We start from the raw sequence: 26,145 nt of genomic DNA on the forward strand, positions 1-26,145 counted from the left end.
GCGATGAGCCGCGGTCAGCTGCGGAAGTAGAGCTTTCTGGTGGTCTCGACGACCTCCCACCGGCCGGACCAGCCGCGTGGCAGTACGAGTACGTCCCCGGGGCGCAGTTCGGTGGTGCGGCCGTCCGCGTCCGTGATCAGGCTGTGCCCGTGCAGCATGTGGACGAACTCGGTGTACGGGATGTCCCGCAGGGGCCAGCTCCCGGGGGTGCACTGCCACAGGCCCGCTTCGGGAAGAGCGCGTTCGGTACCGACGAGCCGCAGGCCGTGCTGCTGGGGCGCGCCCCGGTCGGCTCCCGGGCGGAGGCCCCAGTCCTGCAAGTCGTGCGGGTCCGGGAAGGTGTCGGGGAGGGACCAGCTCTCGTGAGGGGGACGGGCGTTCATGTCGTGCTCCTGTCGGTGGTGCGGACGGTGCCAGTGCCGGTGCCGGTGCCGGTGCCAGTGTCCGTGTCGGTGAGCGGGGCGGTGCTTGTTTCGGTGGGGGCTGCGGCCTCCTCCAGGCTCTTGCCGCGGGTTTCCTCGGCCCAGAGCACGCTGATCAGCCAGCCGATCAGGAGGACGACGGCGCCGATGAGCATCGTGAAGCGCGGGCCGATGTGGGACAGGGAGAGCGGGATGAGGTACGTACCGACCGCGGCTCCGATGCGGCTCCACGCCACGGCGTGGCCGACGGCGGAGGCCCGGATGGAGGTCGGGAAGACCTCGTTCGGGTAGATCCACTGGAGGATTCCCGGCGGGCCCTGCAGGATCGCGTAGGCGGCGAAGCACAGCAGTACGGCGGCCGGTGACGCGTCCGGCCAAATGGCCAGTACGAGAAAGGGAATGGCCGACAGCGCGAACGACCAGATGTTGCTCGGCCGGCGGCCGACGCGCTCGATCAGCCACATGGCAGGAAAGCACCCCGCCAGGAAGAACACGCTCAGCAGCAGCGAGCCGAGATTGCTGTCGTTCCCCGACCCGAAGCCCAGCGACTTCAGGATGGTGGGGCCGAAGATGTACATCGCCCACAGCGGGATGATGTTGCAGGTGTAGAAGCCGGTGCAGTAGAGGATTCTCCGGAGGTACGTACCGCGGAATCGCGCGCGTGCCTGCGGGTGCGTCGGTGCTTGCGCGGCCCGTCGTATGTCCGCGTCGGCCACCTTTACCGACAGGACTTTCTCCACCAGTTCCTGTGCTTCCGCGAGCCGGCCTTTCGACGCCAGCCAGCGTGGCGATTCGGGAGTGCCCAGGCGGAGCAGCAGGACGATCAGGGTCAGCAGTGCACAACTGACCTGCATCCAGCGCCATGCCGAGTCGCCGACGGTTTCGACGAGCAGATAGCCGATGAGGTACGACAGCATGGCGCCGACGAACCATCCCACGATCAGCGTGCCCATCATCCGTCCGCGCGCCCGCCGGGGCAGCCATTCGGCCATGAGTGACGTGGCGATCGGATAGTCCGCGCCCACGGCCATGCCGATGACGAAACGCAGGGCGATCAATTGCCATGCCTCGGTGGCCAATGCACTCGCGAGCGAGGCGACGAGGAGGACGACCAGGTTGGCCAGATAGAGCAGGCGGCGTCCCAGGGCATTGCACAGCGGGCCGATGACGAGCCCGCCGAAGAACATCCCCACCAGCGCGGCGACACCGACCAGTCCGGCGGTGACATCGGTCAGCGAAAGCTGTTTCGTGACACCGGTGAGGGCGACTCCGATGATGGTGAGCAGGTATCCGTCGAGAAGTGGACCGCCACTGCACGACACGGTGAGTTTTCTGTGGAAACGTGTGGTGGGGGCGTCATCGATGGCCGTCAGTTCCATGGTTTTTCCGCACCTTTCCGTGGTGGTTCTCAGTGGCCGCCGATGAGCTTGCTGAACAGGCGGGCGCGCTGGGAGGGGCGCTCCTTCCGGGCCTCGCTCCGGTCCGCGCTGTTCATGACCCGCAGGCCGGCGTTGATGCCGAACCACCGCAGCGGTTCCGGCTCCCACCGCGGGGAGCGGTGATTGGCGATGAGCAGCTTCGTCAGCTCGGTGTCGCGCTCCAGGATCAGATCGCGCAGGATGCGCGCCGCCAGATTGGCCGTGGCGACACCGTCCCCGACGTACGGGCCGGTCCACGCCAGACCGGTCGCCCGGTCCAGCCCGACCGACGGGTGCCAGTCGCGGGGGATGGCCACCGGGCCGCCCCAACGGTGGGTGAACTGCACGCCGTTGAGCTGCGGGAACAGCTCCAGCAAGGTGTGCCGCAGCCCGGCGTGGATGCCATCGTGCCGGTCGAACCCGGGGCGCACTGCGGACCCGAGATGGTACGGAGCTCCCCGCCCGCCGAAGACGACGCGCCCCGAAGCGGTGCGCTGGCCCCAGATGCGGATGTGCCGCAGGTCGTTGAAGGCCGGCCGGGTGTCCATGCCGAGCTCGGCCAGTACCGGTTCGGGCAGCGGCTCGGTGGCCACGGCCAGTGCGTAGACCGGTGCGACGGTGCGCCGGTGGCCCTGGAGGCTGCCCGTGTACGCCTCGGTCGACCGGACGACGTGGCGGGCGCGGACGGTGCCGTACGGGGTGACCGCGCGGCCGGGCTCGATACGGGTGACCGCGGTCCGTTCGTAGATCCTGACCCCCTTGTCCTCGACCACCCGCGCCAGGTTGCGCGTCAGCTTCGCGGGATCGATGACGGCACAGTGCGGGGTGAAGGTCGCGCCGAGGACGTTCGTCGCCGGGGCGAGCGCGCGTGCCTCCGAGGCGTCGAGAAACCGCAGCTGCTCGTCGTCGAAACCCCAGCGACGCGCCTCGGCGATTTCGGCGTGTGCCCTGAGCAGTTGGGCGCGGTTACGGGCCAGGGCCACATAGCCGCCCTTGGTGAAATCGCAGTCCAGTGGCTCGGTCGTGGAGACGTGGCCGATCTCGTCGACCGTCGCGTTCATCGCCTGTTGCAGACGGTGTACGGCATCCGGGCCGTGGCCGGCCGCGAGCCTTCCCCAGGAGGTCGGGAATATCGCGGAACACCAGCCGCCGTTGCGCCCCGACCCGCCGTAACCGGCGGTCTCCGCCTCCAGTACGGCTATACGGAGGGAGGGGTCGGCCTGCTGGAGGTAAAAGGCGGTCCACAGGCCGCTGAAACCGGCGCCCACAATGGCGACGTCTACCTCCACATCACCCCGCAACTCCGGCCGGGGGGAGAGGTCGTGGGAAATTTCGTCCATCCACATCGAGAGCGTCCCGTAATCCGCGGCACTCTGGTGAAAACGCACATGGGTCATCGACTGGGCCTTTCGGGAATGACATACGCGGGGCCCTTGGCGGGCCGCTGCCGCGCGTATGCCGAATGGGCTCGCCGCCCGGTGAGTGACGGGATCGACCGCCGCAAGAAAACCGGGCCCTTGGTGGTGGCAACGAGTGTGTGGCCCAGCACACTCGTTCATCAAGAGCGATCAGCCGAACGCACTGTTCGGCCCAACCGAACAGTTACGAAGTGACGCGGAACCCGTCGATGATGCGCTCGCGCAGCCGTACCGCCGCGGGCGCGAGCGTCCCGTGCTGTGCCCAGGCGAGGCCGAGGACGCGGTCCGGGCAGGGGATGTCGGTCGGCAGCAGTGTCAGCCCGTCCTGGGCCGCGCGCTCGTGCGTCAGGATCGAGTACCCGACCTTGGCCCGGACCAGCCCCGAGACCGTCTCGTCCACCGAGCTCTGCATGGCGACCAGCGGGTCGAGCCCAGCTCGTCGGCAGAAGTCCTCCGCGATGGTGCGGAGCGCGAAGCCGTGCACGAACGTCACCAGCGGCACGTCGGCGAGCTCCTCGGCGGGCACGCTCGGCAGCTTGGCGAGCTCATGATCGGGGGCCACGGCGACCCCGGTGTGGCTCAGCGCCAGCTCGGCCGTGCTCACCCCGGTGGGGGTCCGCTCCGCGGGCCACGCCGCCACCGACAGATCGAGCTCGCCCTTCTGCACCGCGTGGATCAGGTCCTGGATCGTCGTCTCCGCGAAGATCAGCTCGATCGCGGGGTAGGAACGCCGGAACGCCGAGAGCACGTGCCAGATCCGCTGGGTGACCACCCCGGCCGGCAGGCCCAGCCGCACCGTGCCCCGCGGCTGCTCGCCGGCCTCGCGTACCGCCTCCTCCATGCCGGACAGGTCCGCCAGCAGCCGCGCGGCGTGGTCGATGAAGACCCGTCCGGCCGGGGTCAGCCTGACGCTGCGCGTGGTGCGGTCGAACAGCCGTACTCCGAGGCCGCGCTCGATGCCCCTGATCTGTTCGCTCATGGTCGCGCGCGACACCCACAGCGCGTCGGCCGCGCGCGCGAAGCTCCCGCGCTCCGCCACTTCGAGCACCGCGCGCAGGTCCCGCACCGTGACGTTCGCGTCCATCGCCCCTCACTCTCACCGGACTCGCCCGGATGGCAGGCCCACTCTGCATCGTGGCGGGCGCCACCGGAACACCCGTTGATCAGCGCCGCGTGAAAACAGCTGCCTTGGCGCAGCCGGACCAGGACACCACCCCGCCCGATAAAAGCACTAAGCGCGTGACACGGCGAATTGCCAAGAAATGTGGTTTTTGTATGGCTTAGGGTGAGTGCGCCGCAGTCACCGACAGCAGAGGCCAGGTCATGCGCCCACCTTCCGGCTCTGTTCCCACGAGGTCGCGTCGGCCCGGCTCCGTCCCGGCCGGGCCGGTGGTCCTTGCGGCGGAGGTGGTCACGCCGCCGTACCGCTACCGGCAGGAGGAGATCACCTCGGCCTTCGCCGAGGCGTGCTTGGGGCACGACCGGCCGGCGCGGCAGGTGCTCGAGAAGATCTCCGCGAACGCGGGCGTCCGCACCCGGCACATGGCGCTGCCGCTGGAGGAGTACCGCAAGCTGGACGGCTTCACCGCGGCCAACGAGGCCTGGCGGACGGCCGCCCTGGACCTCGGCGAGCGGGCGTTGCGCGGGGCCTTGGAGACCGCCGGCATCCTCCCGGAGGAAGTCGATGTGGTGGTCAGTACCACGGTGACCGGCCTCGCCGTTCCTTCCCTGGAGGCGCGGCTCGTACAGCGGCTGGGGCTGCGCGAGGACGTCAAACGGATTCCGCTGTTCGGTCTGGGCTGCGCGGCCGGCGCGGCGGGCGTGGCCCGGATGCACGACTACTTGCGCGCCTTCCCGGACCAGGTGGCCGTGCTGCTCTCCGTGGAGCTGTGTTCCCTGACCGTGCAGCGGACCGACGCGTCGACGGCCAACCTGGTGGCGCTGAGCCTGTTCGGTGACGGGGCCGCGGCGGTGGTGGCGGTGGGCGAGCGACGGGCGGAGGGCCGAGGGGGACCCCAGGTCGTGGCGACCCGCAGCTGTCTCTACCCGGACAGCGAGGACGTGATGGGGTGGCGCATCGGCGCCCACGGTTTCGGCATCGTGCTGTCGCCGGACGTGGCCACGGTCGCGGAGGACCAACTGCCCAAGGATGTGCATGACTTCCTCGGGGATTACCGGCTGACGCCGGAGTCCATTACCAGCTGGATCTGCCATCCGGGCGGGCCGAAGGTCATCCAGGCCGTGGAGCGCGCGTTCGGTCTGCCGCCCGATGCGCTGGCGCACACCCGCGACTCGCTGGCCCGCCGCGGCAACCTCTCCTCCGCCTCCGTACTCGACGTCCTGCGCAGCACGATGGCGGCGCCGCCGCCGGCCGGGAGCTGGGGCCTGCTCACCGCGATGGGCCCGGGGTTCGCCAGTGAGCTGGTGCTGCTGCGCTGGTGACGTCCCTGCAGGGCTCATTGCATACATCACGCACATCATGCAGAGGAGTTGTCCATGTCGTCCGTATCAGGTCCGGATCTGCAAGAACGCCTGGTGGCCCACATCGCCGAACTGACCGCGCTGCCGCCCGAGGAGCTGCTGCCCGAGCGGACCTTCCGGGAACTGGACATCGATTCGCTCGCCCTGGTCGAGCTGATCGTGGCGATCGAGAACGACACCGGCCTCGACCTGCCGTCCGACCTGCCCGGGGTGGACCGCGACACGACACTCGCCGAGGCGGCCCGCGTCCTCGAAACGCTCAGCGTGACGGCCGCCGACGGCCCGGGCGGGGCCGACGCAGGTGTTCCCCATGCGCGCGGATGACGTCGCGGTAACCGGTCTGGGGCTGGTGACCGCCGCGGGAACGGGCGCCGGAGAGTTCTGGCGGACGCTGTGCGCCGGACGGTCGACGGCACGGCCCGACCCCGCGCTCGCCGCCCTCCGGCACACCTTCTCCTGCCGCGCCGACGGCTTCGACCCCGAACGGGAGCTGGGCGGCCGGCTGAGCAGGCGGCTGGACCGCTTCACCCAACTCGGCCTGTCCGCGGCACAGCAGGCGGTACTGGACGCCAAGCTCGACCCGGGCGGATGGGCGCCCGAGAGGGTGGGCGTGGTCCTCGGTGTGGGCAGCAACAGCCTGGAGCGCTACGCACCCGAGTTCGGCCGCCTGGCGGCGGGCCGGCCCACGAAGATCTCCCCGTACGCCCTGCCCCGCAGCGTCCCCAACATGGCCGCCGGAGAGGTGGCGATCCACCTCGGCTGCCGCGGGCCCAACTTCGTCACCAGCAGCGCCTGCGCCTCGGGAGCGACCGCGATCGGCGTCGCGCGCGATCTGGTGCGCTCGGGAACCTGCGACGTGGTACTCACCGGCGGGACCGAGTCGGGCCTGGCGCCCATGGCCGTCGCGGGCTTCGGGCAGCTGGGGGTGCTCTCGCGAGGCGGTACGGACGGGCCCGGCCGCGGCGAGCCGTCCTGCAGGCCGTTCGACGCCGCGCGCGACGGGTTCGTACTCGGCGAGGGCGCCGCCGTCCTGGTACTGGAGTCCGGTGCGCACGCCCGTGCGCGATGCGCCCCGGTCCGGGCCCTGCTGCGCGGCTACGGCGCGTCCGCGGACGCCCACCACGCGACGGCCCCGCATCCGGAGGGGCGCGGAGCCGAACAGGCGGTACGCAGCGCGCTCGCCGACGCCGGCTGCGCTCCGGGCGACGTCCACCACGTGAACGCGCACGGCACGGCGACCGTGGTGGGGGACGCCGTCGAGACGGCGGTACTGCGGCGGGTCTTCGGCGAGCCGCCGCCCGTCACCGCGACCAAGAGCGTCACCGGCCACGTCCTGGGGGCCTCCGGAGCGATCGAAGCGGCGGCCACGGTGCTGGCTTTGCAGGAGCAGACGGTGCCGCCGACCGGGAACCACCTCCGTCGCGATCCGGATCTGGACCTGGACGTGGTGGCGGGGCGTCCCCGCCCGGTGCCGATGGACGCCGCGCTGACCTCATCCTTCGGCTTTGGAGGGCAGAATGCCGTTCTGGTCTTCACCACGGCCTGACACGGGCCTCGCGGCGTTCCCGTCCGTGCCGGTCTGGTTCACCGTGCTGCTGCTGGCTATTGCCCTAGAACGGCTGGCGGAGCTGCTGGTGTCGGTACGTCACACCCGCTGGGCACGGGAGCGGGGCGGCGTCGAGTACGGCAGCGGGCACTATCCGGCGATGGTCGCCGTGCACACCGGACTGCTGATCGGCATGTGGGCGGAGGTCGCCTTCGCCCACCGCCCGTTCGTCCCGGCGGTCGGCTGGCCGGCGCTCGGCGTCGTGGTGGCCACGCAGGTGGTGCGCTGGTGGTGCGTGCGCTCCCTCGGCCCGCGCTGGAACACCCGGGTGATCGTCGTGCCCGGGCTGCCGCTGGTGGCGCGTGGCCCGTACCGCCGGCTGCGGCACCCCAACTACCTCGTGGTGACGCTGGAGGGGATCGCGCTGCCGCTCGTGCACACGGCCTGGCTCACCGCGCTGCTGTTCACGGTCGCCAACGCCGTCGTGCTGGCCGTCCGGCTGCGGGTGGAGAACGCGGCGCTGGAACCGGCCTCGTGAGCGTGCCCGGTACCGGATACGACACGGATGTACTGGTCGCCGGGGGCGGACCGGCGGGTCTGGCCAGCGCTGTGTACGCGGCGCGCGCCGGGTTCTCCGTACTCGTGTGTGAGCCGCGCACCGCCCCGGTGGACAAGGCGTGCGGCGAGGGAATCATGCCGGGCGGCGTGCGCGGGCTCGCGGAGCTGGGAGTACGCCCCGTCGGCATGGCATTCACCGGTATCGAGTACGCCGACCTCGCCGGCCGGCGCGTCCGGGCGTCCTTCAGCGCGGGGCCCGGTCTGGGAGTACGGCGCACCGAATTGCACACCGCGTTGGCGCGGGCCGCCAAGGAGGCCGGTGCGCAGTGGAGCACCGCCCGCGTCACCCATGTCGCGCAGGACGCCTCCGGCGTCACGGCCGCGGGCGTGCGGGCGCGGTGGCTGATCGCGGCCGACGGCCTGCACTCGCCCGTCCGGCGCCACCTGGGCATCCCCGTCCGGCGCGGCGCACCCGCGCGCTTCGGACTGCGCCGGCACTGGCGGCTCGCCCCGTGGACCGACGCCGTCGAGGTGACCTGGGGGCGGCACGCGGAGGCGTACGTGACGCCCGTCGGGCCGGACGAGGTCGGCGTCGCCGTGCTGTACCGGCGGGGGAGGACACCGCCCGCGTACGGACCGGAGGCCCCCGACACCTACACGGCGCTGCTGCGAGGCTTCCCGCAGCTGGCCGAGCGGCTCGCCGGAGCCCCGGCGGCTTCTGCGGTACGCGGTGCGGGACCGCTGCGGCAGCGTCCGCAACGGCGCGTGCAGGGACGGGTCCTGTTGGTCGGCGATGCCGCGGGCTACGAGGACGCGCTGACCGGCGAGGGTGTCAGCCTGGCCGTCGCCCAGGCGCGGGCCGCCGTCGACGCCCTGCTGGCAGGGGCGCCCGGCGGCTACGAGCAGCGCTGGCGCCGACTCACCCGGCAGTACCGGCTGCTCACCCGGGGACTGGTCGTGGCGACCGCCACCGCCCCCGTGCGCGGCCTGTTGCTGCCCTGCTGCGCCGCCGCGCCCGGCGTCTTCCGGCGGACCGTCGATCAACTGGCCCGATGAGGGCCGAAACGACTGGCCTGATGAGGGTCGAAACGAATGGCCCGATGAGAGTTGGCCAACCGGCCCGATGAGAGGGAGGTTCGCCCGTGCGCATGGTCGTCCGTGGCGAGACGTTGCGGGAACGCGTCGCGCTGCGCACGCGCCTCGCCCCCGTGCCCGCCTTCGAGTCGCTGGCCGGCATGGCGCTGTCGGGCGCGCTCATCGCCGGCGTACGGCTGGGCCTGTTCGAAGAACTCGCCCGACGGCCCGCCACGGCCGAAGAGCTGGCGTCCCGGCTCTCCTTGCGTGCCGACTCCACCCGGCTGCTGCTGGACGGCATCCAGGCGCTCGGCTACCTGCGCAGGCGCCGGGGCCGCTACGTACCGACCGGACGGGCCCGCCGCTGGCTCCTGTCGGCGTCGCCCAGGTCCGTCGCCCATTTCGTCGCCGGCCACCAGGACTACTGGCGCTGGTGGGCGAGCCTGCCGGACGTGGCCCGCGGCGGCACCGTCGTCGACCATCACACCGCGGCGGCGGACGACCCGTACTGGCGCGAGTACATCATGGGCCAGTACGAGCTGGCGCGGTTCAGCGCACCGGAGCTGGCGGCGGCGCTCCCCGTGCCCGACGGCGCCCGCCGGGTACTGGATGTCGGCGGCGGGCACGGCTGGTTCGCGGCGCAGCTGTGCCGCCGGCACCCCGGGCTGCGTGCCACCGTGGTCGATCTCCCGGGCAGCGCGGCCGTCGGCAGGGACATCATCCGCACGGCGGGCTACGGCCACCTGGTCGAGCACCGGGAAGGCGACGCCCGCAGCGCCGACTTCGGCTCCGACTACGACGTGGCGCTCTGCCTGAACCTCATCCACCATCTCCAGCCGGACGAGATCACCGCTCTGTTCCGCCGGATCCACGCGGCGCTGCGGCCGGGCGGCGTCATCGCCGTCCTCGACCTCTTCAGCGACTCCGGCCGGCCGCACAGCCGGCCGCACCGCCCCGACGCCGCGGCGAGCTGCCTGGGCCTGCTCTTCCACCTCACCTCGGGCGCGTCCCTGTACAGCCCCGGACAGCTCACCGAGTGGCTGCGCGACGCCGGCTTCACCCCGCCGCGGCGGACCCCGCTGCGCCGCATCCCGGCGCAGTCCCTCTACGCGGCCACCGCCACCTGACGGCAGCTCTCCACCGGTCGCGGGTCACTGCGCGCGGTAGAGCGAGGTGAGCAGTTCGACCACCGCCGGGGTGGTGGGGTGCGGGTCGTCCCGCCACCAGGCGAGGCGTACGGCGATCGGCTCGGCGTCGCGCACCGGCCGGTAGACGACGCCGGGACGGGGATACTGGTGGGCGGTGGCCTCCGCCGTCATGCCCACGCAGCGGCCGGTGGAGATCGCGGTGAGCCAGTCGTCGACGTCGTGCGTGTCCTCCGTCGACAGTCGGGCGTCCGGCGGCCACAGCTCCGTCGTCGTGGTGCCGGTCCGCCGGTCGAGGAGCAGCGTACGTCGGCCTATGTCGGCGAGCCGGACCGACCGGCGCCTGGCCATGGCGTCGTCGGCGGCCATGGCGCACAGGCGGCGTTCGAGGCCGACGATGGCCGAGTCGAAGCGGCGGTCGTCCAACGGCCTGCGCAGTACGGCGAGTTCGCAGGCGCCTTCCGCCAGCCCGGCGGTGGCGGAGTTGACGCGGACGAGCTGCAGCTCCGTCTCGGGGCGCGCCTCGCCCCAGCGGCGCTGAAAGGCCAGCGTGTGGCGGCCGAGCGCCGACCAGGCGTAGCCGATGCGCAGATGGGTGTGGCCCGACGTGGCCTCCCGGACCAGCGCGTCCATCTCGGCGAGCACCCGCCGCGCGTGGGAGACGACGCGCAGCCCCGTCGCCGTGGGCGTCACCTCACGCGAGGTACGCCGCAGCAGCCGCACCCCCAATCCGCGTTCCAGCGAGGCCAGTGTGCGGGACACGGCCGCCTGCGAGACGCCGAGCGCGATGGCGGCGTCGGTGAAGCTGCCCTCGTCGACGATCGCGACGAGACAGCGCAGCTGCCGCAGCTCCGTCTTGTCCATACGCCCAGCGTATAGATAGGGACCCTCATGCATTATGTGGAATCGGCGGGCCCCCGCACGATCGGCGCATGCACGCAGCCTCCGCACGCACTGCCGCATCTGCCGCCGCCGCGCACCACTCCGATCCCGCCGACCCCGCGGGCTCCGCTGCCTCCGGTCCGGGCGCCGGCGGTGGGCGCCTGGCCGGAGTGGTCACCATGGCCGCCAGCGGCCTGTCCAACCAGGTCGGTGCCGCGGTCGGCTCGCTCGCCTTCCCCGTGCTGGGCCCGATCGGCGTCGTCGCGGTACGCCAGTACGTCGCCGCGCTCGTCCTGCTGGCCGTCGGCCGGCCCCGGCTGCGCGCCTTCACCTGGCGGCAGTGGTGGCCGGTCCTGCTGCTGGCGGTGGTGTTCGGCACGATGAACCTGTCTCTGTACAGCGCCATCGACCGCATCGGCCTGGGGCTGGCGGTGACCCTGGAGTTCCTCGGGCCGGTGACCATCGCCCTGGCCGCCTCGCGGCGCCGCGTGGACGCGTGCTGCGCGCTGGTCGCCGTGGCGGGCGTCGTCGTGCTGATGCGCCCGCGCCCGTCCGCCGACTACCTCGGAATGGGCCTCGGACTGCTGGCCGCCGCCTGCTGGGCGTCGTACATCCTGCTCAACCGTACGGTCGGCCGCCGCATCCCCGGTGCGCAGGGATCGGCGGCCGCGGCCGGACTCTCAGCGCTGATGTTCCTGCCGGTCGGGATCGTCATCGCCGTACGGCATCCGCCGACCACGGGAGCGATGGGCTACGCCGTGGTCGCCGGTGTCCTCTCCTCAGCCGTGCCGTACCTCGCGGACCTCGTCACCCTCCGCCGCGTACCGGCCCAGCTCTTCGGCCTCTTCATGAGCGTCAATCCCGTACTGGCCGCGGTGGTCGGCCTGCTCCTCCTCGACCAGCACCTGGGCTGGACGGAGGCGGCCGGCATCGCCGCCATCGTCGCCGCCAATACGTGCGCCCTCTTCACGCGGAGCCGACGCCGTACGGGACGCGCCGGGGAGCAGCCCGCGCTCCCGTGAGGTGAGGCCTTCCCGTGAGGTGCGGTCGGGAAGCCGGAAGGCCATGACGACGGGCACGACGAACACCGCGAGCAGTACATGGAATACGGTCGGCAGTCCGCTCGTGTCGGCGAGCCGGCCGAACGCGGGGGAGCAGAGGCCGCCCGCCGCCATCGCCAGCCCCAGGGTCAGCCCGCTGGCCGTGCCGGGGCGGTGCGGCAGGTAGTCCTGGGCGAGCGTGACGTGCGCGGCGAACGGCAGGAACATCGCCACGCCGAACACCGCGGTACTCAGCACGAGTACGGGGAACGTCGGTGCCCAGGCGATGCCCGCCAGGGCGGGGAGCGCCACGAGGTAGCCGGCCCGCAGCGAGGACCTGCGGCCGTACCGGTCACCCACCCAGCCGCCCAGCAGCGTGCCGACCGCGCCGGCCGCGGTGTATGCGGTGAGCACGGCGGCCCCCGCCGCCGCCGACTGGTGCAGGTCCCGCTGGGCGTGCAGCGACACCATCGACGTGACCGTGACGTACGGGATGGACCAGCCGACGATGACGGCCACCAGGCGGGTGAAGGAGCGCCAGTCGTCCGTCCGCCGGTCCTCGCCCGTCCCCGGCACCGCCGTCGCGCCGATCGCCTGCGGGGCCGCAGCGGCGTGCCCCCGCCACCGTGTCCAGGGGCCCTTGAGGGCCCACAGTACGGCCATGACCAGGGCGGGGACCGCCAGCAGGAAGCTCCCGGAGAAGCCCGCCGAGCCGATGACGAGGGTGACCAGCGCCGGCGCGAGGGCGCCGCCGATCGTCCCGCCGACCGAGAAGACGCTCATGGCCCGCTGCGACGATCCGCCGGCGGCCCGGGCCTGACTGGTCGCGGGCGGGTGGTAGGCCGCGATGCCGATCCCTGCCAGCGCCACACACAACCAGGTGAGCAGGTAGCTCCCGGACAGCCCTGCCGCGGCCACGCCCAGCGCCGCCGTGCCGAAGCCGGCCGGCACCAGCCACGGCCGCGGCCTGCGGTCGGAGACCACGCCGAACAGCGGCTGGAACAGGCTGGAGATGCCGCTCGCCGCGAACGCCAGGCCGGAGACCGCCGCGTAGCTGTAGTGCCGCTGCGACATCAGGAAGGGCAGCATCGCGGGGATCGCGCCCTGGTAGAGGTCGTTGACCAGGTGCGTACCGGCCAGGAAGCCGAGTTGTCCCTTCTTCATCGGGCGCCATCCGAGCACTCGGCGCGGTTGACGGCGGCCATGACGGCCTGCACCGATGCGGTCAGCAGGGAGGTGTCCCAGCCGGCGCCCCAGCGGGTGACGCCGTTGACGCGGCACTCGGCGTAGGCGATGGCGTGGCTGCCCGGACCCGTCGTGGTGGCGTGTTCGGCGTACTGGATGATGTCGACCGTGCGCCCGGCCGTGCGGAGGGCGTCGGCGAAGGCCGACAGCGGACCGTTCCCGGCGCCCCGGCAGTGCCGTTCCTCGTCGTCGATGCGGAGCGCACAGGAGAAGTGGTGCTCACCGGGACCGGCTTCGGTCGCGCTCCAGGAGATCAGCTCGACCGGGCCGCCCTGGCCGCCATGACCGCCCCGGCCCGGCGCGATGTACGTCGCGTGGAAGAGGTCCCACAGGTCCTTGTGCGACAGCTCCTGACCGCCCGCGTCCGTGGTCCGCTGCACCGTCCGGGAGAAATCCGGGCGCATCGTCGTGGGCAGCTCCAGACCGTGGTGGGTGTGCAGCAGGTGGGCCACGCCGCCCTTGCCGGACTGGGAGTTGATGCGGATGACCTCCTCGTACGTACGGCCGATGTCACCCGGGTCGATGGGCAGATACGGCACCGCCCACGCGACCTCTTCCGCGGGCACGCCCCGCTCGGCCGCCTGCTTGGCGTGCTGGGCGAGGCCCTTGGCGATGGCGTCCTGGTGCGTACCGGAGAAGGCGGTGTGCACCAGGTCGCCGCCGTAGGGGTGGCGCGGGTGTACCGGCAGCCGGGTGCAGTGCTCCACCGTCTCGCGCACGGCGTCGATGTCGGAGAAGTCGACCATCGGATTCACGCCCTGCGCATACAGGTTCATGGCCAGGGTGACGAGGTCGACGTTGCCGGTCCGCTCGCCGTTGCCGAACAGGCAGCCCTCCACCCGCTGCGCCCCCGCCAGCACGGCGAGTTCGGCGCAGGCGACACCGGTACCGCGGTCGTTGTGCGGGTGCACGGACAGGATCACCGACCCGCGCCGCGCCAGATGACGGTCCATGTACTCGATCTGGTCCGCGTACACGTTGGGAGTCGCCACCTCCACCGTCGCCGGCAGATTGTGGATCACCGGCCGGTCGGGGCACGCGTCCCACAGCTCGGTCAGGCCGTTGCAGACCTCCAGGACGAAGTCCGGCTCGGTGAGGTTGAAGACCTCGGGGGAGAACTCGAACCGGATGTCGGCGCCCGGCTGTTCTTCGGTGCGCCGCATCAGATAGGTGGCGGCGTCCCGGATCAGCGCGTGCACCTCGGCGCGGGACCGTCCCAGTACCACGTCGCGCCACGTGGGCGCGGTGGCCGTGTAGAGGTGCACGACGGTGCGCGGCAGACCTTCGATCGAGGCGATGGTCCGGTCGATGAGGTCGTGGCGGGCCGCCGTGAAGACGGCGACGGTCACGTCCTCGGGCACGGCACCACTGGTGGCCAGGTGGCGTACGAAGTCGAAGTCGGTCCGGCTCGCGGAGGGGTAGCCGACCTCGATCTCCTTGAACCCCATGGCGACCAGCAGGTCGAACATCCGGCGCTTGCGCGCGGTGTCCATCGGCTCGGCCAGCGCCTGGTTGCCGTCGCGCAGGTCGACGGGCACCCACAGTGGGGCCCGCTCGACGCGGCGGGACGGCCAGGTGCGGTCCGTGAGGGGCAGCGCGACCCGGTCGTGCACGGGCTGATACCGGCGATGCGGCATCGCGCTCGGCCGCTGGGGATTCCACGCCGGCGCATCCGCCGGGACAGCACCGGACGGGGTGCGCAGCGTGGGGAACTTCGTGGTCTCGCGGATCGGGCGGGGATCGCGGGTCTCGCTGGGAGCCATGTGGCGGTACTTCTTTCCCTCGGCCATCGGTGATGACCGGCGCAGCCCGGAACCCCGCTGCGGGGTGCCGGTCGGATCAGGCCCCGCAGCGGCGGCCGAGAAGAAGAAGCTCGCGCAGCGACATGCCGGGTACCGTAGCCGCAAACAACTCCTCAGACAACCTGAGGTGTGGCGAGGAAGTGGGTCCCGAGTGTGGTCAGGAGCCTGCGACGACCGGCCGAGTAAGCTGTCCGGGAACTCTTGTCGGACAACCTGAGAGGTGATGGCGGGTATGCCGCTCGGTGCCCTCCGCCGCAGTCCCCTGGTCGAACAGGCCACCCAGCACCTGCGCGTCCAGATCACCGAAGGGCAGTGGCCGGTCGGCACGAAGCTCCCCGCCGAAACCGCCCTGGCCAAGACCCTCGGCGTGGGCCGCTCCACCGTGCGCGAGGCGTTGCGCGCGCTGGCCGGGGCCGGCCTGCTGGAGGCGCGGCAGGGGGCCGGCGTCTTCGTCATCGCCACGGAGCCGGACGAGGACTGGCCGACCCGGCTGCGCCGCGCCGCGGTGACCGATGTCTACGAGGTCCGCATGCTCGTCGAGGTGCAGGCCGCGCGCCTGGCGGCGGAGCGCCGTACGGAAGCGGACCTCGCCGCCCTGCGGACGGCGCTGGAGGCCCGTCGTGCCGCTGCCGCCGGTGCGGACGCGGCCTTCGTCGACGCGGACATCGCGCTGCACGCCGCAGTCGTCGCCGGCGCACACAATCCCGTACTCAGCGACCTGTTCGCCGAATTCGTCCCCGCGCTGCGCAACGGGCTGATCGACCTGCTGGACATGGTCGGCCTGCGGACGGACGAGCCGAACCACGGGGACGAGTCACACGCCGCGCTGGTGCGGGCCGTCGAGCGCGGCGACGGCGACGCCGCGGCACGCACCCTCCAGGCCGAGCTGGAACAGACCCTCGCGCGCCTCCACCGCCTGTAAGCGCTGCACGAAGCGTCAGGACGCCAGCGCCTTGAGTACTTCGTTCAGCACCGTGGCGTTGTACGGCATGCTCGCGTGCGGGGTGTGGTCGTCCGGGGCGATGTCCTGCAGGACGATGTTCTTGACGTAGTGGCCCTCGGTCTCCGCGAGCGCACAGGAGGTGTACGGGGTGACCACGTCGTCGTACTTGGTGGCGATGACCGTGTAGCGCACGCCCTCCGCGGTCTCGCCCAGGTCGGCGAGCTCCCGCTGGAACGGGTGGTCCTTCTGGAGCTGCGGCCAGGCGGGCACGGTCACTTGGACGGCGCCCTGCTCGACCAGTTCCTTCGCGCCCGGGATCTGGCGGGCGAGATTCATCAGGCCCTGGGCCGTGATGCCGTGGTTGCTGGGGGAGAGCCCGACGAAGTTGTGCACCTTGGGCGCGCCACCGAGTGCGCTCAGGTAGTAGCGCGGCATCATGCCGCCCTGCGAGAAGCCGACCATGTCCACCTGTTGTGCGCCGGTGCGCTGCAGAACCTCGTCGACGAATTTCCCGAGCTGTTTGGCGGATTCCTTGATGTCGCCGAGCCCGAAGAGCACCGGGTTGAGGTGCTGGCCGTAATCCGGGCGGAAGATCCGGTAGCCGTTCTGCCGCAGCAGCGGGGCGGCCTTCGTCCAGGTGTAGCCGCGGTTGCCGAAGGTGCCGTGTACGAGCACCACCGGGCGGGGGTGTTCCTCGGTCAGCGGGAGGTCCCAGTCGTCCTCACCCGCTTTTACGTCGACGGTGGCGATGAGCTGCCCCTCGGCGGCCTGCGCGAGTCCGCTCACGCGGTGCGGGGCCTCGGTGAGGTCCGTTGTGACGTCGTCCGTGTTGAGCCCGGGGATTTTCCGATTCGGATCCGGGAAAATCATGGCGAATTCCTTTCCCGCAGGAAGGAGCCTGCGGATTTCCGTGATGTCGGTGCCGGTGCCGGTGCCGGTGCCGGTGCCGGTGCCGGTGTCGTCGCATATCGCGCGGCCGCGGCACGCAGCAGTCGTACGTACGGACTCCACCTGACCGGGCGGGCCACCCGGCCGGTGAGTGCACGCTCGGCGCAGTCCAGGCAGTGCTCGAACGCCGCGTCGTGCAGGGGCCGGAAGAACAGCGGCCAGCCGAGCCAGCGGATTCCGCGGGGACGGAGGACCAGGGTGTTGCGCAGGACCGTGCGGCCCCGGCCGTGCGGCTCGACGCTGAATTCGTGGAAGCCGTGAAAGTCCTTAGGCCCGGTGAAGGCGAAACGCACCCATCGGCCCGGCACGTAATGGCTCACCACGTACCGGACAGGGCCGTGACCGCCCCGTACTCCGACGGCCAGCGGGCCGGCGAAACGTACGGGAGGCCAATCCGGCGGCCAGAGCCGGTCGTTCTCGCTGCCGAGGGAGTCGAGCAGAGCGCCGACGGCCTCCGGCGGAGCGGGGAGCGAGCGTTCGTGGACATTCAGCACGGCGATCACGGGTTCTCCCTTCGGCCGTCCCGCACGGTGAGGTCCGCCGGTGGAGTCTTTTACGGGGGATTACGGCGCGGGAAAAGCGGAGCCCCGTCACGTTCACACCTATTGGGGATACGCCTTGGCGTGCCGACAGGGTCGCCGGAACCCGGAGCGTAAGGAGAGATGAGACCGGCGACCGGCGCGGTGGACAGGCGAGGGGGACAGGGGCAATGGGGGTTCCGCAGGAGGTCTTTCCGGACGCGTGGCGCCCGCTGCTCGCACAGCCGGCCCTGGCGAAGCTGCGCGAGCAGCCCCTCGTGGACGAGGCGCTGAGGGAACTGCACCGGCTCCTGCCGCCCCGCCTCGCGCTGCACTCGTTGCGGACGTTCCTGCTGGCCGACGCGTACGCGTCGGCCCGGGGGACCGGGTACGACCGCGTGGGGCTGCTCGCCGCCGCGGCGTTCCACGACGCCGGGCTGACCGGGAGTGCGCCGCGGGTGCGCGGTGGATTCCCGGCCCGTTCGGCGGCGCTGCTCGACCGCTTCCTCGCCGAGCACGAGGTGGCGGACGCGCGGCGCCGGGCCCTGACCGGCGCGGTGCGCCGGCACATGCGGCCGTTCCCCGCTCGGGACGCCGGCCCCGAGGCGCTGTTGCTGCACTTCGGGGCCTGGCTGGACGTCACCGGGCGGGGCTGCCGCCGGCTGCCGGGCGAACGGCGGCGACTGGCCGAACTGGCGCCGACCCCCTGGTTCGCCGTCTCCTTCTCCGCCCGGGTGGCCACCTGCGGGCTGCGCCGGGTGCTGCCGGCCCCTTCGGGCGCTGCCCGCTGAATGCCGGACGTACCACTCGTTTCCCCGTCCCGAAAGGACCGTGAAGATGCAGGAAGACCAGCGTGTGTTTGATGTCGGCATTGTGGGGGGCGGCATCGGCGGGACGATGCTGGCGGCGATCCTCGCCCGCCACGGCGTACGCGTACTGCTGCTGGAAGGAAGCGGCCACCCGCGGTTCGCCATCGGCGAGTCCACGGTGCCGGAGACCACATTCGGGCTGCGCGTCCTGGCGCGCCGCTATGACGTCCCGGAGATCGAACATCTGGCGACCAATGGAGCGCTGCGGCACCACGTTTCGTCGAACTGTGGCGTCAAGCGCAATTTCAGCTTCGTCTACCACCGCGAAGGCGAGCCCACCCGGCCCAAGGAATGCACGCAATACCCGACATGGGGGCCGCCGCTCGGGCCCGACTCGCACTACTTCCGGCAGGACGTGGACGCCTACATGTTCCACGTCGCCGTTTCCTACGGCGCGACCGCCTACACCCACACCGTCGTCGACGACGTGAAGTTCGACGACGGCGGCGCCACCATCGTCACCCGGGAAAGGGGCGACTTCCAGGCGTCGTACGTGGTCGACGCCGGCGGCATGCGGGCCGTTCTCCCCGAACGCCTCGGGCTGCGGCAGGAGCCGCCGTACCGCACCCAGTCGCGCACGATCTTCACGCACATGGTGAACGTGCGTCCTTTTGACATCGTGGCGCCCGCGCGTGAACAGCACGAGATGCCCAGTCCGTTCAGCGAGGGCACGCTCCACCACCTCTTCGAGGGCGGCTGGATCTGGGTCATCCCCTTCGACAACCACGCGTCGAGCACGAGCGAGCTGTGCAGTGTCGGCATCAATCTCGATCTGGACCGGTATCCGCGGCCCGACGGCCTGTCGGCGGAGGAGGAATTCTGGCGGCACGTCCGGCGATTCCCGAGCGTGGCACGGCAGTTCGAGCACGCCCGTGCCGTGCGGCCGTACGTCTCCACCGACCGTACGCAATTCTCCTCGCAGGAGGTGGTCGGCGACCGCTGGTGCCTGCTGCCGCACGCCAGCGATTTCATCGACCCGCTCTTCTCCAGCGGGCTCGCGGTCACGGTGATGGCGCTCAACGCACTGGGGCACCGGCTCATCGAGGCGGTGCGGCAGGACGACTTCGACACCGCCCGGTTCGCGTATCTCCAGGAGTGGACCAAGCGGATGTTCCGCTTCTACGACGATCTGGTGTCCTGCAGCTACGTGTCCTTCGACGACTTCGAGCTGTGGAACGCCTGGAACCGCGTCTGGACCATCACCACGCTCTACGGCACGAACGCCCAGAACCAGACCGCCGTGGCCTTCGAGAAGACCCACGATCAGGGGGTCTTCGACGCGCTGGAGAAGGCGCCCTACCGGGGGCTCCAGGGCGTCGACAATCCATGGGTCGAGCAGCTCTTCCAGCACTCGCGCGACGCCGTACTGGCGTACCGCGCGGGCGAGCTGACGAAGGACGAGGCCATTGCGCGCATTTATGAACTGCTGCGGGAAAGCGGGCTGTGCCCCGCCGTGTGGGGCACCCTCGACCCCGAAGACCGCTGCCCGGCCGGCGTGTTCACTCTCTGGCCCCTGATGAAAATCCTGCTGTGGGGCAAATTCCGCTCGCCGCGGCACGTACGGGGCAAGTACTTCACCGGCGGCGCACGGCTCGTGGGCAAGGAGGCGGTGCAGAGCTACACCACCGAATTGCTGCGCAGCACCTCCCAAGTGCACCAGACCGTACGGGACATGTGGTTCAACTGGAACCGCGACTGGACGCGGCGGCCGGCTCCGCGCTCGGCGCCCGAGCCGCGCAACTGACCATTTCCTGCGAATACCGGAAGGGAGTTCATATGCCAAGCTGACAGTACCGCTCCAGGTCGCCCCAGGTGGCGCCCGCATGAGTGTCAGAAAATCGGACGGTGAATGAAAAATCATTCCTGCTCATGCGGAAGAGAGAAGTTCCGGTTTGTCGCCCCGGCGCCTCGGGTAGGAAATCCATACGGCCGAGAAAAGGAAATTCGACCGTGGTTTCCCCTGTTTGACCGAGAGGTAATGGGCCACGATTCCCATGGCGCAAAATACCGCTGGCCAATCACTCTCCGCGTGCTCCTGGGAAGAGCTTTTGCAGCATCGGGACCGTCTTATGCGATTGGTTCGCCGAAGACTGCCGAGTGCCCAGGACGCCGAGGACTGCGTACAAGAGACCATGGCGCGCGCGGCGGCCCACTCCGCATTGGACAGAAATCGGCTGGGCCCCTTTCTGACATCCGTCGCGCTCCGCCTCTGCATCGACTTCTACCGGGACGTGGAGCGCCGCAGGCGCCTGCTGCAGCGTGCGGCCATCCTGGACGAGCCCTGGACGACCGAGGAGGACGTCTGTGACGAGGACTTCGGCAGATGGCTGCTGGCGCAGGTCCGCCAGCTGCGCGGCCGGGAGCAGGAGGTAATACTCGCGCGCGCCGCCGGTATCTCCACGGCGGAATTCGCCCGGCGGCACAACATCTCCATCAAGGCTGCGGAAGGCGCTTTCACCAGAGGGCGCGCGCGGCTTCGAACGGCCTGCGCGAAGGCCCTGGAAGGCCGGGCGACATGACTTTTCGCGATAACCCTGCGCTCCGGACCGAAATCCCGCTCCGGACAGAAATCCCTGTGTGCACGGTGGCGCAGCGCCGTGCACGATCACGCGGCATCACGAACGAAAGGAACTCCGCTCATGTCGAGCAACAAGAACATGCAGGACATCTTCAAGGACCTGGCGGGCGATATGGCCGACAGCGGCAAGCAGGCGTTCGACGACATCCTCAACCGGCCGGGAAAGAAGTCCGACTCCGACAACCCCGTACAGACCCTGGCCGGGCTGCCCGGGAACGCGCTGGGCGCCCTCTCCGGCGCCGTCAACCCGGCCGCCGCGCTCGCGGGCGCGGCCGGCCCCCTGGGTGCGGTGGCGGATGCGGCGGGCAACCCGCTGAAGGCGCTCACCGACGCCGCGGGCGGCGCGGCAGGTGCCGCCAACCCGCTCGCGGGCCTCGCCGGTGCCGCCGGTAATCCGCTGGCGGCACTCCAGGGCGTCGGCGGCAATCCGCTGGCCGCACTCGGGGGCGCCGGCAATCCGCTGGCCGCACTCGGCGGGGCCGCCAACCCGCTCGCCGCGCTCGGCGGTGCGGCAGGCGCGCTCGGCGGCCTCGGGCAGCTGGCCGGCGGCGCCGGGCACGCCGCCGGCGGCGTGGGCGACCTGCTCACGTCGCTCTCCACGCTGCCGAACCAGCTCACCCAGCTGCTCGAAATGCTGCCCAAGCTGATGCAGGCGCTGCAGAGCCAGGCCGGCGGTGCGCTGCAGAGCCAGGGCGGCGGCCAGCCGGCACCCCAGAGCTGACCCGCCCGCCCATCCGTCCCGCTCGGCCGGTCGTGCCGAGCACACCGGCTGTTGGCCCTCGTACACAGTCGACCGAGGAGGAACACACACGGTGGCGTCTGTAGTCGGTGACCGGTTGCGTCTCGTGGTCAAGGTCCTGGGAAACCTCGTCGCCGACGAGGTCGGACAGGCCACCAAGAGGCGCCGCCGGTCGAAACGGGACGAACGGTCCCCGGCGGAGGCCGACGCGGCCTCCGCCGGATCCGAGGACCGGCGCGCCAAAGCGGTGCGCCACGCGTTGGAGAGCCTCGGCCCCTTCTACGTGAAGCTCGGCCAGATCCTCTCGACGCGGCCCGACATGGTGCCCGAGTCGATCAGGGACGAGCTGCAGAACCTGCACGACCAGGTCGACGTCCAGCCGTTCTCCGTCTTCGAGCCCGTGCTGGCGCGGGACCTCGGCCCGGACTGGAAGCTGCGGTTCGACGACATCGACACCACCGCCCCGCTCGGCGCGGCGTCGCTCGCCCAGGTCTACCGGGTCACGCTGCCCGGCGGCCGGCCGGCCGTGGTCAAGATCCAGCGGCCCGGCATCCGCGAGGGTGTCCTCGCGGACATGGCCCTGATGCGCCGGGCCGCCAAAATCGTGGCCCGGGTCGCGCCCCGGTTCAACGAGGTCATCGACACCGAGGCGATGCTCGGCTCCGTCTTCGACGCGATGGAGCCGGAGCTCGACTTCACCGGCGAGGCGCGCAACATGGACGAGGCCCGCCAGCACATCCGGCGGTTCCGCACGCTGGAAGTACCCAGGGTGATGCACGCCGGCCCCAGGGTCCTCGTCCAGTCGCTGGCCCCCGGCTCCTCGGTACGGCACATCGACCGCGCGCACTTCAGCGACGACGAACGCATCGAGATCGGCAAGGACCTGCTGCGGTTCATGTACCACGGGTACTTCGTCCACCGGATGTTCCACGCGGACCCGCACGCGGGCAACGTCTTCGCCGTGCCCGGCGGCCCCGCGACCCTGATCGACTGGGGCATGGTCGGCCGCCTCGACCGGCGTACCAGCCTCCAACTGCTCCCGCTCTTCATGACGTTGGCCCAGAACGACGGCGTCGGGCTCGCCCACCACTGGGCCGAGATGGGCCGCATGACGGCGTGGTCCAACATGCCGGCCTTCACCGCCGACATGGCGGCGTTCGTGCCCAAGGTCTCCCATCTCTCGCTGGACGACCTGAACTTCGGCGTCTCGCTCACCACCGTCCTCGCCAAGGCCACCAAGCGGGGCATCGGCTCGCCGCCGGCCGTCTCGCTGCTCGGCAAGTCGTTCGCCAACCTCGATGGCTCGGTGCGGTGTCTCGCCCCCGAGATCACGCTGCCGGAGGTGTTCAAGGGCGAGGTGCCCAAGATCCTGCTCGCGCTGGGCCGCGAGTTCCTCGGCGGCAGCCAGTTCGCCCGCAACTCCATGGAAATGCTGCTCGCCGCGGTCACCAGCCCCGAGCAGGTACGCGGCGTACTCGCCGACATCGCCAACCGCCAGTTCGCCCTGAACGTCCACGAGCCACGCACCACCGCCGCCATGGGCGGCCAGCGCACCACCCGCCCGTCGGGCGGCCTGCTGGCGCTGGGCGCCCTGGCGCTGCTGCTCGGCCATCGCCGCGCCCGCTGACCTCGGGCGCGCGGCCGTCATCCACCCCCACGACACGGAGGTTCCCCATGCCGGACACCGCAGGACCGCAGTCCACCTCGCCACCGGGCGCCACGCTTCCGGACGGGCTCTCGCCGGTCGCGCTCTGGACGGCGGCCGCGCACGCCGCGGAGTGCGAGCGGGCCGCGCCGTACGTACGCGACCCGCTCGCCGCCGAGTTCCTCGACGCGGCGGGCTTTCGCGGCGGGCCTCCCGGCGAGGGCCTGCTGCAGCGGCTGCTGCCCGACTGGGCGGTGGTGCGCACCCGCTTCTTCGACGACTACCTCAACGCGGCGACCCGTTCGGGCTGCCGTCAGGTGGTACTGCTCGGCGCCGGCCTCGACGCGCGCGCCCACCGCCTCGACTGGCCGACCGGAGTACACCTCTTCGAGGTCGAGCACCCCGCCGTACTGGACTTCAAGGAACGCGTACTGGCTGACCGGCGCCCCTCCTGCGGACGCCGCACCGCCGTCGGCGCGGACCCGGCCGGGGCCTGGGGCGGGGACCTGGTCGCCGCCGGGTTCGACCCGCGAAAACCCACCGCCTGGCTCGCCGAGACGCTGCTGTACCACCTCCCGCCGGAGACGGTGGAGTCGATCGTCGGCACGATGACGGAACTCTCCGCGCCCGGCAGCGCCTTCGCGGCCGAGTGCGTCAACGCCTCCGCCACCTCGTCGACCTTCGTGGCGCCCTTCCTGGACGCCCTCGCCGGCACCGGGCTCGGCTGGCGCTGGCAATTGGTCGAGCCGGAACGCTGGTGGACGCGGCACGGCTGGGACGCCCAGGCCGCCGACCTGTTCACGCTGCCATACGTGATGCAGCGCCTCTCCCCGTACCTGCCGATCCTCACCGCGGGCGCCGCGAAGTGCGTCTTCCTGATGACCGGGACGCTCGGCGACGGACCGGGCGACTGAACACGGCACACCGCATACGGGAGCCCCGGACACCGTGTCCGGGGCTCTCCGCCTGTGGGCCAGTGCAGTGCACCTTCCGGCCTGGCTCAACCGGACGGCGCGACCGGGGACCACACGCCCATCCACTGCTCGGCGCCCCACGCCTCGTACCGTTGCACCTCGGCGAACCCCAGCTTCGCCGCGAGACGCATCGAACGGTCGTTGGCGGTCTGGGTGCAGAGCACCACCGGCTCGCCGGGAAGCGCGTCGGCGAACCAGTCGAGTACCGCCGCGCACGCCTCGGCGGCGTACCCGTGCCCCCATGCCTCCGGCAGGAGCAGGTAGCCGAGTTCGGCCTCTCCGGCATCGGGACGGACACGGCTCCGACGCTCCGCGTCGCGGCGGTTGAGCTCGATGGTGCCGATCATCGCTCCGTCGAGCTCGATCACGAAAAGGCCGGGGCGCCGCCCGGGCACCTCAGGCATTGCACGTTCGAGCTCATCACACGGTCGAGGCCCACCGACGTAGGTGCCCACCTCTGGTGAGGCGAACAGCTCGATGAACGCCGCACGGTCCCGGGCCTCGGACTCGCGGAGCACGAGCCGTTCGGTCCGTATCGGGGCGGGTGGCCAGGCGCCGGGTCCGAGTTCGGTCATGGCGGGCAACCTATCGCGCGCTCGTACGAAAGAGACGCCCTACGCCCGCTCCAGCTCCAGCAGTGCCGCGAGCCACAGGTCCGGGAGTTCGTCGGCGGTCGGGAGGGCGTCGTCGTGTACGACGGTCAGGCAGGCGGTGTCGTGCTGGCTGGTCAGCGTCGTCAGGCAGCGGATGCCGGCCGCCAGGTCGGCGAAGACGGCGGTGCGGCGGGAGGCGGCGCCGCGGTGGACGAGGGCGTTGCCGAAGTTCACGCTGCTCGTCGGGGCACCGATCACCTCGCCGTTGACCATCCGCATGCCGACCCGGGCACCGATCGCGCGCGGGGTGGCCGCCATCAGCAGGCGGATGGCGTCGCGCTGCCGGGTGCGGCGCAGGCGGCCGGTGTCCGCGATGACTCGGGCCAGAGCGCGATGTGGTGACGGCTCGTCACAAGGCAGCAGCAGCCGGGCGGTCACCATCCGGTTGCCGGGGGCGTACTCCTCGCCCGGCGCCCGGACCGACATCGGCACCGCCACCGGCAGCGGCGGATGGAGCGAACCGGTGCCCTTCATGTGCCAGGCGTGTACGGCGTGGGAGAGCGCGGCGAGGTACACGTCGTTGACCGTGCCGCCGTACGCCCGGCCGATCGCGCGCAGCCGCGCCAGCGGCGTGTCCGCGTGGCACACGCTGGTGCGGCCGCTGCCCGGCACGCTGAAGGCCGGCTGGGCGCCGGGCGGGCGGAAGGCGGCGGCCACGTCGCCGAAGGCACCGGCGAGCCCCTTGGCGGTGGGCCACGCGCGGCGCTGCGGTACCAGCCCGCCGCCCTCGGGATTGTCGTCGAGGAGGGCCCGGACGGTATGGGCGGCGCCCACCCCGTCCTGGAGAGTGTGGTCGGTGCGGTAACACAGGGTGTAGCTGCCCGTCGGCCCGTGGATCAGCCAGACTTCCCAGGGCGGCCGGCCGCCCGCGCTCATCGGGCTGGACAGCATCAGCCGACCGGCCACCGACCCGTCGGCGTCGTCGGGCAGCCATGCCTCGTGGACGTGCTGCTCCACGGAGATCCGGTCGACGCGCTGGAGCGTCTTGCGGTCGCGGACGATGCGGTAGCGCAACGCCGGGATGCGGTCGGCGCGTTCGGCAACGCGCGCGCGTACGGCGTCCAGCGTCGGCGGCCGCCCGCCGAAGCCGAACATGAAGCTGAGTGGCAACGGCCGGCCGTCCATGGCCCGGTGATAGGCGGCATCCGCCGTCCCCATGGGCAGGGACGGCAGCAGGGCCCCGTCGGTGCCGGGGTGTGGTCGCATCGTGAACTCCCTGTCGGGGTGGGGATGACTTGGATATGCGG

The 26,145-nt window shown here is 71.4% G+C and carries 24 protein-coding genes and 1 pseudogene; 14 read left to right on the forward strand and 11 right to left on the reverse strand.

The genetic code is table 11. The features are described 5' to 3' along the window. Positions 1-14: 14 nt before the first annotated feature. From ACZ4MH_RS08315 to ACZ4MH_RS08330, 4 genes are all read right to left on the reverse strand, one after another. A complete protein-coding gene (locus tag ACZ4MH_RS08315; RefSeq protein ID WP_351589091.1) occupies positions 15-383 on the reverse strand; it encodes a cupin domain-containing protein in 369 nt (122 codons plus the stop codon). Next, positions 380-1,801, reverse strand: coding sequence for an MFS transporter (locus ACZ4MH_RS08320; protein ID WP_351589088.1), 1,422 nt, complete (start codon positions 1,799-1,801; stop codon positions 380-382). The genes ACZ4MH_RS08315 and ACZ4MH_RS08320 overlap by 4 nt, the downstream gene beginning before the upstream one ends. A gap of 29 nt (positions 1,802-1,830) precedes the next feature. Next, positions 1,831-3,180 (reverse strand): NAD(P)/FAD-dependent oxidoreductase, encoded by a 1,350-nt coding sequence (locus ACZ4MH_RS08325; protein ID WP_351589085.1) that lies wholly within the window; start codon positions 3,178-3,180, stop codon positions 1,831-1,833. A 262-nt stretch (positions 3,181-3,442) separates the two neighbouring features. Beyond that, positions 3,443-4,342, reverse strand: coding sequence for a LysR family transcriptional regulator (locus ACZ4MH_RS08330; RefSeq protein ID WP_351589082.1), 900 nt, complete (start codon positions 4,340-4,342; stop codon positions 3,443-3,445). A gap of 305 nt (positions 4,343-4,647) precedes the next feature. Here ACZ4MH_RS08330 and ACZ4MH_RS08335 point away from each other — a divergent pair, with 305 nt between their 5' ends. The 6 genes from ACZ4MH_RS08335 to ACZ4MH_RS08360 all read left to right on the forward strand — a co-directional run bounded on the left by ACZ4MH_RS08335 (position 4,648) and on the right by ACZ4MH_RS08360 (position 10,044). Next, entirely contained in the window at positions 4,648-5,700 is a 1,053-nt protein-coding gene (locus ACZ4MH_RS08335) for a type III polyketide synthase (protein WP_351589079.1), read from the forward strand. Positions 5,701-5,754: 54 nt separating this feature from the next. Next, on the forward strand, positions 5,755-6,063 hold the full coding sequence (locus tag ACZ4MH_RS08340) for an acyl carrier protein (RefSeq protein ID WP_351589076.1): 309 nt from the start codon (positions 5,755-5,757) through the stop codon (positions 6,061-6,063). Next, positions 6,050-7,285, forward strand: coding sequence for a beta-ketoacyl-[acyl-carrier-protein] synthase family protein (locus tag ACZ4MH_RS08345; RefSeq protein WP_351589074.1), 1,236 nt, complete (start codon positions 6,050-6,052; stop codon positions 7,283-7,285). Before ACZ4MH_RS08340 ends, ACZ4MH_RS08345 begins: the two co-directional genes overlap by 14 nt. Beyond that, the gene (locus tag ACZ4MH_RS08350; RefSeq protein WP_351589071.1) at positions 7,257-7,823 is read left to right on the forward strand and encodes an isoprenylcysteine carboxyl methyltransferase family protein; all 567 of its coding nucleotides are present in this window, start codon (positions 7,257-7,259) and stop codon (positions 7,821-7,823) included. Before ACZ4MH_RS08345 ends, ACZ4MH_RS08350 begins: the two co-directional genes overlap by 29 nt. 2 nt (positions 7,824-7,825) lie before the next feature. Further along, entirely contained in the window at positions 7,826-8,899 is a 1,074-nt protein-coding gene (locus ACZ4MH_RS08355) for an NAD(P)/FAD-dependent oxidoreductase (protein WP_351589254.1), read from the forward strand. Between the two features lie 92 nt (positions 8,900-8,991). Beyond that, positions 8,992-10,044, forward strand: a complete 1,053-nt coding sequence (locus ACZ4MH_RS08360) for a class I SAM-dependent methyltransferase (protein ID WP_351589252.1) — start codon at positions 8,992-8,994, stop codon at positions 10,042-10,044. Positions 10,045-10,068: 24 nt separating this feature from the next. On the opposite strand, the gene ACZ4MH_RS08365 is transcribed toward ACZ4MH_RS08360, so the two are convergent. After that, positions 10,069-10,926: a LysR family transcriptional regulator gene (locus ACZ4MH_RS08365; RefSeq protein WP_351589068.1), complete on the reverse strand. Its 858-nt coding sequence runs from the start codon at positions 10,924-10,926 to the stop codon at positions 10,069-10,071. Positions 10,927-10,994: 68 nt separating this feature from the next. On the opposite strand from ACZ4MH_RS08365, the gene ACZ4MH_RS08370 reads away from it, so the two are divergent. Continuing rightward, positions 10,995-11,966 carry an EamA family transporter gene (locus tag ACZ4MH_RS08370; protein ID WP_467754415.1) on the forward strand — a complete coding sequence of 324 codons (972 nt, stop codon included), beginning with the start codon at positions 10,995-10,997 and terminating at the stop codon, positions 11,964-11,966. Positions 11,967-12,014: 48 nt separating this feature from the next. Here the strand turns inward: ACZ4MH_RS08370 and ACZ4MH_RS08375 are convergent. Continuing rightward, a pseudogene (locus ACZ4MH_RS08375) lies at positions 12,015-13,148 on the reverse strand (MFS transporter); the annotation flags it as partial. After that, positions 13,145-14,992: a 2-isopropylmalate synthase gene (gene leuA, locus ACZ4MH_RS08380; RefSeq protein ID WP_351589065.1), complete on the reverse strand. Its 1,848-nt coding sequence runs from the start codon at positions 14,990-14,992 to the stop codon at positions 13,145-13,147. The pseudogene ACZ4MH_RS08375 and the gene leuA, both read right to left, overlap by 4 nt. Positions 14,993-15,263: 271 nt before the next feature. Between leuA and ACZ4MH_RS08385 the strand changes: the two genes are divergently transcribed. Beyond that, positions 15,264-15,953 (forward strand): FadR/GntR family transcriptional regulator, encoded by a 690-nt coding sequence (locus ACZ4MH_RS08385; protein WP_351589062.1) that lies wholly within the window; start codon positions 15,264-15,266, stop codon positions 15,951-15,953. 15 nt (positions 15,954-15,968) lie between these two features. On the opposite strand, the gene ACZ4MH_RS08390 is transcribed toward ACZ4MH_RS08385, so the two are convergent. Together ACZ4MH_RS08390 and ACZ4MH_RS08395 are read right to left on the reverse strand one after the other, a co-directional pair. Further along, positions 15,969-16,844, reverse strand: a complete 876-nt coding sequence (locus ACZ4MH_RS08390; RefSeq protein ID WP_351589059.1) for an alpha/beta fold hydrolase — start codon at positions 16,842-16,844, stop codon at positions 15,969-15,971. Continuing rightward, positions 16,841-17,425 carry an SRPBCC family protein gene (locus ACZ4MH_RS08395; RefSeq protein WP_351589056.1) on the reverse strand — a complete coding sequence of 195 codons (585 nt, stop codon included), beginning with the start codon at positions 17,423-17,425 and terminating at the stop codon, positions 16,841-16,843. Before ACZ4MH_RS08395 ends, ACZ4MH_RS08390 begins: the two co-directional genes overlap by 4 nt. A 206-nt stretch (positions 17,426-17,631) precedes the next feature. On the opposite strand from ACZ4MH_RS08395, the gene ACZ4MH_RS08400 reads away from it, so the two are divergent. From ACZ4MH_RS08400 to ACZ4MH_RS08425, 6 genes are all read left to right on the forward strand, one after another. Continuing rightward, positions 17,632-18,231 carry an HD domain-containing protein gene (locus ACZ4MH_RS08400; RefSeq protein WP_351589053.1) on the forward strand — a complete coding sequence of 200 codons (600 nt, stop codon included), beginning with the start codon at positions 17,632-17,634 and terminating at the stop codon, positions 18,229-18,231. A 46-nt stretch (positions 18,232-18,277) separates the two neighbouring features. Next, positions 18,278-20,053, forward strand: coding sequence for an NAD(P)/FAD-dependent oxidoreductase (locus ACZ4MH_RS08405; RefSeq protein WP_351589050.1), 1,776 nt, complete (start codon positions 18,278-18,280; stop codon positions 20,051-20,053). Between the two features lie 325 nt (positions 20,054-20,378). Next, entirely contained in the window at positions 20,379-20,828 is a 450-nt protein-coding gene (locus ACZ4MH_RS08410) for an RNA polymerase sigma factor (RefSeq protein ID WP_351589048.1), read from the forward strand. Between the two features lie 120 nt (positions 20,829-20,948). Then, positions 20,949-21,608 carry a hypothetical protein gene (locus tag ACZ4MH_RS08415; protein ID WP_467754416.1) on the forward strand — a complete coding sequence of 220 codons (660 nt, stop codon included), beginning with the start codon at positions 20,949-20,951 and terminating at the stop codon, positions 21,606-21,608. Positions 21,609-21,699: 91 nt separating this feature from the next. Next, positions 21,700-23,253 carry an ABC1 kinase family protein gene (locus ACZ4MH_RS08420; protein WP_351599051.1) on the forward strand — a complete coding sequence of 518 codons (1,554 nt, stop codon included), beginning with the start codon at positions 21,700-21,702 and terminating at the stop codon, positions 23,251-23,253. Between the two features lie 47 nt (positions 23,254-23,300). Continuing rightward, a complete protein-coding gene (locus ACZ4MH_RS08425) occupies positions 23,301-24,185 on the forward strand; it encodes an SAM-dependent methyltransferase (RefSeq protein ID WP_351599049.1) in 885 nt (294 codons plus the stop codon). An 86-nt stretch (positions 24,186-24,271) separates the two neighbouring features. Here the strand turns inward: ACZ4MH_RS08425 and ACZ4MH_RS08430 are convergent, their stop codons facing one another. Beyond that, the gene (locus tag ACZ4MH_RS08430) at positions 24,272-24,820 is read right to left on the reverse strand and encodes a GNAT family N-acetyltransferase (protein ID WP_351599047.1); all 549 of its coding nucleotides are present in this window, start codon (positions 24,818-24,820) and stop codon (positions 24,272-24,274) included. Between the two features lie 39 nt (positions 24,821-24,859). Then, positions 24,860-26,104: a wax ester/triacylglycerol synthase domain-containing protein gene (locus ACZ4MH_RS08435; protein WP_351599045.1), complete on the reverse strand. Its 1,245-nt coding sequence runs from the start codon at positions 26,102-26,104 to the stop codon at positions 24,860-24,862. Positions 26,105-26,145 lie beyond the last annotated feature (41 nt).

The sequence above is a fragment of the Streptomyces sp. NPDC026301 genome (assembly GCF_055567935.1).

Coding starts and splice junctions, on each gene's coding strand:
- ACZ4MH_RS08315 (WP_351589091.1), bottom strand. CDS start 383: ATGAACGCCCGTCCCCCTCACGAGAGCTGGTCCCTCCCCGACACCTTC.
- ACZ4MH_RS08320 (WP_351589088.1), bottom strand. CDS start 1,801: ATGGAACTGACGGCCATCGATGACGCCCCCACCACACGTTTCCACAGA.
- ACZ4MH_RS08325 (WP_351589085.1), bottom strand. CDS start 3,180: ATGGACGAAATTTCCCACGACCTCTCCCCCCGGCCGGAGTTGCGGGGT.
- ACZ4MH_RS08330 (WP_351589082.1), bottom strand. CDS start 4,342: ATGGACGCGAACGTCACGGTGCGGGACCTGCGCGCGGTGCTCGAAGTG.
- ACZ4MH_RS08340 (WP_351589076.1), top strand. CDS start 5,755: ATGTCGTCCGTATCAGGTCCGGATCTGCAAGAACGCCTGGTGGCCCAC.
- ACZ4MH_RS08345 (WP_351589074.1), top strand. CDS start 6,050: ATGCGCGCGGATGACGTCGCGGTAACCGGTCTGGGGCTGGTGACCGCC.
- ACZ4MH_RS08350 (WP_351589071.1), top strand. CDS start 7,257: ATGCCGTTCTGGTCTTCACCACGGCCTGACACGGGCCTCGCGGCGTTC.
- ACZ4MH_RS08360 (WP_351589252.1), top strand. CDS start 8,992: ATGGTCGTCCGTGGCGAGACGTTGCGGGAACGCGTCGCGCTGCGCACG.
- ACZ4MH_RS08365 (WP_351589068.1), bottom strand. CDS start 10,926: ATGGACAAGACGGAGCTGCGGCAGCTGCGCTGTCTCGTCGCGATCGTC.
- ACZ4MH_RS08370 (WP_467754415.1), top strand. CDS start 10,995: ATGCACGCAGCCTCCGCACGCACTGCCGCATCTGCCGCCGCCGCGCAC.
- leuA (WP_351589065.1), bottom strand. CDS start 14,992: ATGGCTCCCAGCGAGACCCGCGATCCCCGCCCGATCCGCGAGACCACG.
- ACZ4MH_RS08385 (WP_351589062.1), top strand. CDS start 15,264: ATGCCGCTCGGTGCCCTCCGCCGCAGTCCCCTGGTCGAACAGGCCACC.
- ACZ4MH_RS08390 (WP_351589059.1), bottom strand. CDS start 16,844: ATGATTTTCCCGGATCCGAATCGGAAAATCCCCGGGCTCAACACGGAC.
- ACZ4MH_RS08400 (WP_351589053.1), top strand. CDS start 17,632: ATGGGGGTTCCGCAGGAGGTCTTTCCGGACGCGTGGCGCCCGCTGCTC.
- ACZ4MH_RS08405 (WP_351589050.1), top strand. CDS start 18,278: ATGCAGGAAGACCAGCGTGTGTTTGATGTCGGCATTGTGGGGGGCGGC.
- ACZ4MH_RS08410 (WP_351589048.1), top strand. CDS start 20,379: ATGCGATTGGTTCGCCGAAGACTGCCGAGTGCCCAGGACGCCGAGGAC.
- ACZ4MH_RS08415 (WP_467754416.1), top strand. CDS start 20,949: ATGTCGAGCAACAAGAACATGCAGGACATCTTCAAGGACCTGGCGGGC.
- ACZ4MH_RS08425 (WP_351599049.1), top strand. CDS start 23,301: ATGCCGGACACCGCAGGACCGCAGTCCACCTCGCCACCGGGCGCCACG.
- ACZ4MH_RS08430 (WP_351599047.1), bottom strand. CDS start 24,820: ATGACCGAACTCGGACCCGGCGCCTGGCCACCCGCCCCGATACGGACC.
- ACZ4MH_RS08435 (WP_351599045.1), bottom strand. CDS start 26,104: ATGCGACCACACCCCGGCACCGACGGGGCCCTGCTGCCGTCCCTGCCC.